Below are 5,862 nucleotides of genomic sequence, written 5' to 3'. Positions count from 1 at the left end.
ACTTCGGCGCCTGGCTCGGGCTGGTGCCGAAGCAGGAATCGACCGGCGACCGCACCATCCTGGGCAAGATCTCGAAGCACGGCAACAAGTACCTGCGGACGCTCTTCGTGCAGGCGGCGCACATTGTCCTGGTACGTCGGCCGCATGGGGCCAGGCTCTCCCTGTGGCCGTGGATCGAGGCGGCGGGACGACGGCTGCATCGCAACATGCTGGTGATCGCGCTGGCCAACAAGCTCGCCCGCATTGCTTGGGCGGTGCTGGCGCGTGGACATGGCTATCAGCCCAGGAGTGCCTCTCATGCAGCCTGATACGAACTTACCTCTGAGACGCTACGGAGGCGGTTCAGATGAACAATCAACGCTGAGGGTCGAATGATGACATCCGTTAGCTAATCAGCAGTTTCCCGCCGAGGTCTGCGAGATGAAGAAGGAGATGGACGAACGGTCTGCCCGGCGCAACCACAAGACTGGGTGCCATGATGGCCTACAAAGGTCTTTCTCCTAGCGAGTCCTGGATGCGCGCGGATACCCATGCTGGCCCGGAGCTGACGCTCCACACAGAGGCCGAATACATTGATGCAGCTCTCACGTTCGTCAGTCCGCCAACATCATCTTGCGACGCACGGCCGGACCATACATCCTGGCACGAGGCTGAAATAGACCTGACTTCAGCAATGAGGCGGTAAACCGACGTTCAAAGGGCTGCCCTTAAGGATCAGCTTTGACCGAGGCCGTGTCAAAACGCGAACTGACCGCTCCCTGGAGCAATTAAATTTCCTGCAAGTCTTCGTAGACCGGGAAATCCTCGGTACGGAAGGGTGAACTTGTACAAATCGTTCGGCACGGCCGAGCCTGTTCGAGTTTTGACACAGGCTCGACCCGAACCAGACCTTCCAACGAATGGCCAAACATCCGGCGATCCCCCGAGAGACAGGATTGTGAACCCTGCGGTATTCTGGCGCTTGGGGAGGCAGTAGAACTGGCGGCGGTGCGCCTTCGCCCAGTGACCGACGGTGTTTCATGAAGTGAAGAGTCGGGAGTTGCGTTGGTCGCGCTTGGCCTTGGCCTCGGCGCCGCGGGATCGGCGGACGGACAACCGCAAGACTGCTGGCGTTGTGTACACGAACGACCGCAGTGCGGCCTTCCTAGACCTTTCCTAAATGTCGATGGAGGCTGCGGCTCTTGCGATCGGGTCCTCCTCCTGCGAGTAACATAACTACTCGGTTCAGGAGCGACGTCGGCAAAGCTGTCGATGAAAAGTGGCTCGCCGGGGAGCCCAAGTCCAACGCAGGGACATTGATTAAGTTAGTAGCGTATTCCTCGGGGGCTTGGCGAGCAAGCGGCGCCTCTGGGGTGTGCCCGATGTTTGTCGATCCCGACGCCGCGAATGGCCGTGATAAGTCATGGGCCGGCTGTAAGGCGAGGGACGCTCTTACCGAGGTTGCTCCACCCTCATCCCGAACGGCCCTGAGGTTCTCCGAGTGGAGCTAGAGGGATCGCAGAGGCTCCGTGCCTTCTACCTCCCGCAGGCCTTACCCTGCGAGGCTCCGGCTTCGCGTCCCCTGAGTGAGGCCCGCTGATGATGCGCCGGCTAAGCTGGCACCTGCGGGCGGCTTATTTCTCTGCACCCAGCTCAGCGCGCGTGGCACGCAGGAGGTTGTCGCGTATCCTCGTCACGGTCTTCTGCGCTGCGGGAAAGTCCTCTCCAAGCCCGGTCGCCTCAGTCAACGACGCGCCGGGATCCGTTTCAAGCAGTCGGCGACCGGCGGGCGTCAGGCTCACCCGCACCTGCCGTTCGTCGGCGGGGTCACGTTGACGTCGGATGTAGCCAATCGACTCAAGTTTCTTGAGGATGGGCGTCAGCGTGTTGGATTCCAGGAACATCTTCTCGCCCAGTGCCCCGACGGTCTGGTTGTCCTCCTCGGAGAGCGCCACCAGGGCGATGTACTGGGTGTACGTCAGGCCAAGCTTATCCAGGACCGGCTTGTACGCACGGCCAAAGGCCAGATTCGCGGAGTAGATCGCGAAGCACAGATAATTCGCAAGCTTCTGGCCTTCGCCATTGGCCTTCGGGGAACGGGATCCAGGCTGGTCTGGGGTCTTCGCTGTTCGTGTCTTGGACATGGGTATTTCTAGGCCTTTGCTGTTCGGCTTCTATATAAATCGTATCCGATTAAATCGGAAGTGCTTGACATAGGATTTTCCAGGGAGTATTTCAATCGCCTTCGAATTAAGCGGATACGATATAATTCACTCACAAAGGATTTTGCTATGACTGCCAAGGTTCGTGACATGACCCTACTCATCAAGACGCTTACCGCTGTGGCCGCTGGAACTATGCTCGCTACGAGCGCCTTCGCTCAGAGCGCAAGGGAGTTCCGCGGCCCTTCACCGTTCGAGACCTCCTTTGGTGTCCCCATCCAGAACGAGCCCCCTGCCAAATTGATTATGGACCCACCGCTTCCCCAGGCGGTGGCCCAGGGCCTATTCCTGTCCCAGTACCGGGTGGAGAACGTGCGTATTGTACAGGCGTTCGGCCCGGGCGCCCTCACCGTATCCCCACGCATCGGGCATCTGCACGTCACCGTCGACGACCTGCCCTGGACGTGGGCGGATGCGAGTGACAACGGTACAATCGACGTAGGCGGGTTTCCGCCCGGCGAGCACAAGGTGAAGATCGACTTGGTCGACGCTAACCACGAGATCTTAAATGGACAATCGGTGACGCATACGTTCACCGTGCCTGCCATGACTGGCGAACCAGGGATGACGCAAGTGCACATGCACAAATAGCCCAGCATCGCTCGCGACAATCAGAGATGCAGCTTCCTTGCCTGTGCCGACTAAAACGCAGAAACCCGCCCCACTTGGGCGGGTTTCTGTTCTTTCATAACTAACGTACAGACGTTTTGATTAGGCGCAGAGGATACTTCTCAGTGGTTCGGCGAGCAACCGGCCATGCTGAGGTGTGCTCGATGGTGGTCGGTCACAAGACCGCGAACGGCCGCTGCCCGTTATGAGCCGACAGTAAGGCGAGAGATATTTTTACCGAGGTTGTCGTCTTTGCCTGCGCTACACAGAGGATGACCCGCTGGTTGCAGGTTGCTCACTCGCTTGCACCCAGCTCAGCGCGCGTGGCACGCAGGAGGTTGTCACGAATGCTTGCCACAGTTTTCTGCGCTGCGGGAAAGTCCTCGCCAAGCCCGGTGGCTTCAACCAGCGATGCGCCCGGATCCGTTTCAAGCAGTCGGCGACCGGCGGGCGTCAGGCTCACGCGAACCTGCCGTTCATCGGTGGGATCGCGGTGACGCCGGATATAGCCTGTCGCTTCGAGCTTCTTGAGCATGGGCGTCAGCGTGTTGGACTCGAGGAAGAGCTTCTCCCCGAGTGCCCCGACAGTCTGGTTATCCTCCTCGGACAACGCCACCATGGCGATGTATTGGGTGTACGTCAGGCCAAGCTTGTCCAGGATTGGCTTGTACGCGCGATTAAAGGCCAAGTTCGCCGAGTAGATCGCGAAGCATAGGAAATTCGAAAGCTTCTTGCGTTCCCTCGTGCTCTGCGGGGACTGGGAGGGCATGTCGTTGGTCTTCGGTCTTGGCGGGCGGGGCATGGGCTTCTCCGAGGGTTTCATTGCTTGGCCCAATATAAATCGTATCCGATTAAATCGAAAGTGCTTGACATAGCTCTTTCTGAGGCGTACTTGCATCGCATCCGATTTGATCGGATGCGATCTACCTTGTTCAGAAAGGATAATGCCATGACTGCCAAGGTTCTGTTCACCGGAAAGACCCACAACACGAGCGGCCGCGACGGCGGGACGCGCAGCAGCGACGGCCTCCTCGACCTCAAGCTGTCACAGCCGCACCCAGCCGCCGAAAACCTCTTCGGTGCCGCCTGGGCGGCCTGCTACATGGGCGCGCTCGAGCATGCCGCCGCTCAAAGGAAGATCACCCTCCCGACCGCGCCGGCGGTTGACGCCGAGATCGACCTGGTCCTCGACAGCGGCTCCTACTTCCTGCGTGCACGCCTCAACGTCAGCCTGCCGGGTGTCGACCACGAGGTTGCGCAGACGCTGGTCGATGCAGCGCACGAGATCTGCCCGTACTCGAAGGCCACGCACGGCAACATCAATGTCGAGACCAACCTGCTCTGAACCGGATCGGCCGGGCCTGCCTTATCGGCTGGCCCGGCTCCCTCGGACGAGACGCATTGGAGACCTGCACCCCATCGGCAAGGCGTGACGCCACGTTTGCTGTTGCACGCTGATCTGGAGAACCCTCAATGGTCAACAGCCCTGCACACCCACCCCAAGCATATAGTAAGTTCTCGTCGGTGCTCGACCCTTCCATCTATGAGCCCTTGCCCGATGATTGGCTCATCGGGATCACGGACGTCATTGACTCGACCCTAGCCATCGGAGCGGGGCGCTATAGAGACGTCAACTACGCAGGTGCCTCTGTAATTGCCGCTCTTGGCAATGCGTGGGGTACGTTCGATTTCCCGTTCGTGTTTCGTGGCGATGGGGCTGCATTTGCGTTGCCGCCACAGAGCATCATGGTCGCGACCTCAGTGCTCCGACAGGTTGCGAGCTTTGCAAGAACCAACCTTGATCTCGCTCTTCGAGTTGGGCTGCTGCCTGTGAGTGAGATACGTGCCCGGGGACGTGACGTGAGAATTGCCCGATACGCAGCCTCGGAAAAAGCAACCTATGCGATGTTCGCCGGGGGAGGGCTGAAATGGGCGGAGCAGCAAATGAAGAGTGGGCGGTATCTGGTAGAGCCGGATCAGCACACGACCACGCCGGACCTGACTGGGCTTACGTGTGACTGGACCCCCATTCCGAGCCAGCAGGGCGAGATTTTATCGCTGCTGGTCGAGCCTCATGATCATACCAGCCCAGAAGTCTTTGCTGCGCTTGGCAAGCGTGTGCTTGCCATTTTCGACGCTGGGCCGCGCCAATCTCATCCTGTTCCAGTGGACATGGCCATTCCTGAGAACGACGAGACGTATCTTGATCCGAAAAGTTGGTCAGGGGTCGCCGCGAACTCGGACTTTCGCAAATACGATGATGCCTTGCGTCTGACGCTCGACTGCACCTCCGAACAAATCGACACCGCTGAAGCCATACTTGTTGCGGCAAAGGCGCGTGGCGAGATCAACTTCGGACTGCACCGCCAGTCTCATGCACTCATGACCTGTCTTGTGCCGTCCGGCAGGCCGGATTTGCATCTGCATTTCCTCGACGGAATGGGTGGAGGATATGCTAAGGCCGCAGAGATGATGGAAGCAGGTGAGCTTCCTGTGGTCGCGGGTATCGGTAGGGAGCCTGCGATATTCTTCGCCTGACGTGGTATAAACTGGGGCAGATGAACCTGGACCAAAGTCACCGGTCCCCGCCTGAGAAGGTCCGAAACTGGGCAAAGCGCGAATGTCAGCAACTGACCGAGGCCGTGTCAAAACTCGAACAGGCTCGGCCTTGCCGAACGATTTGTACAAGTTCACGCTCCTGTACCGGGGATTTCCCGGTCTATCGAGGCTTACAGGAAATTAAATTGCTTCACGGAGCGGCCCGATCGCGTTTTGACACAGGCTCGACCCAGAGCCGACTCTAGCTGATCCGAAATCATATGCTTTGTACGTAACACGGTCTCCGCGACGGTTCTGGGGTCAGCGCTCCTCCAGTGCAATTCAGTATTCTTACCCCTACTAGGCTGGGCAAAATGCCAGCCTAGTTGTTTGGTAGCGGAACGTTGTTGGGATCGGGTGCGTTACGCCATTGAGGAGTACACTTGGCGCTTTGACGGCCTGCGACGCCGAGCTTCTCACCGCAGGAGGACGTGATGCACTCCCTTCATCCGCA

The 5,862-nt window shown here is 59.0% G+C and carries 6 protein-coding genes; 4 read left to right on the top strand and 2 right to left on the bottom strand.

Annotated features, from left to right (window positions below; translation table 11 throughout):
* Positions 1-308, top strand: a 308-nt coding sequence (locus FS320_RS36405; RefSeq protein WP_152717211.1) for a transposase, incomplete at its 5' end; no start/stop codon positions are given.
* 1,305 nt (positions 309-1,613) lie between these two features.
* On the opposite strand, the gene FS320_RS36400 is transcribed toward FS320_RS36405, so the two are convergent.
* On the bottom strand, positions 1,614-2,123 hold the full coding sequence (locus FS320_RS36400; RefSeq protein ID WP_152717210.1) for a MarR family winged helix-turn-helix transcriptional regulator: 510 nt from the start codon (positions 2,121-2,123) through the stop codon (positions 1,614-1,616).
* A gap of 147 nt (positions 2,124-2,270) precedes the next feature.
* Here FS320_RS36400 and FS320_RS36395 point away from each other — a divergent pair, with 147 nt between their 5' ends.
* On the top strand, positions 2,271-2,792 hold the full coding sequence (locus FS320_RS36395) for a DUF6130 family protein (RefSeq protein ID WP_244627617.1): 522 nt from the start codon (positions 2,271-2,273) through the stop codon (positions 2,790-2,792).
* 313 nt (positions 2,793-3,105) lie between these two features.
* Here FS320_RS36395 and FS320_RS36390 read toward each other — a convergent pair whose 3' ends face one another.
* Positions 3,106-3,579 (bottom strand): MarR family winged helix-turn-helix transcriptional regulator, encoded by a 474-nt coding sequence (locus FS320_RS36390; protein WP_152717212.1) that lies wholly within the window; start codon positions 3,577-3,579, stop codon positions 3,106-3,108.
* Between the two features lie 180 nt (positions 3,580-3,759).
* Here FS320_RS36390 and FS320_RS36385 point away from each other — a divergent pair, with 180 nt between their 5' ends.
* Entirely contained in the window at positions 3,760-4,155 is a 396-nt protein-coding gene (locus tag FS320_RS36385; RefSeq protein ID WP_152717209.1) for an Ohr family peroxiredoxin, read from the top strand.
* Positions 4,156-4,283: 128 nt separating this feature from the next.
* Entirely contained in the window at positions 4,284-5,348 is a 1,065-nt protein-coding gene (locus FS320_RS36380; protein ID WP_152717208.1) for a DUF3095 family protein, read from the top strand.
* Positions 5,349-5,862 lie beyond the last annotated feature (514 nt).

It is taken from the genome of Microvirga tunisiensis (genome assembly GCF_009296175.1).
In the GTDB taxonomy this organism is placed as follows: domain Bacteria; phylum Pseudomonadota; class Alphaproteobacteria; order Rhizobiales; family Beijerinckiaceae; genus Microvirga; species Microvirga tunisiensis.
Note: the sequence above shows the minus strand (reverse complement) of the source record. Positions and strands in the feature narration are given on the sequence as shown.

What these genes read in the sequence shown, in the direction of transcription:
- FS320_RS36400 (WP_152717210.1), bottom strand. Translation starts at nt 2,123, where the DNA reads ATGTCCAAGACACGAACAGCGAAGACCCCAGACCAGCCTGGATCCCGT.
- FS320_RS36395 (WP_244627617.1), top strand. Translation starts at nt 2,271, where the DNA reads ATGACTGCCAAGGTTCGTGACATGACCCTACTCATCAAGACGCTTACC.
- FS320_RS36390 (WP_152717212.1), bottom strand. Translation starts at nt 3,579, where the DNA reads ATGCCCTCCCAGTCCCCGCAGAGCACGAGGGAACGCAAGAAGCTTTCG.
- FS320_RS36385 (WP_152717209.1), top strand. Translation starts at nt 3,760, where the DNA reads ATGACTGCCAAGGTTCTGTTCACCGGAAAGACCCACAACACGAGCGGC.
- FS320_RS36380 (WP_152717208.1), top strand. Translation starts at nt 4,284, where the DNA reads ATGGTCAACAGCCCTGCACACCCACCCCAAGCATATAGTAAGTTCTCG.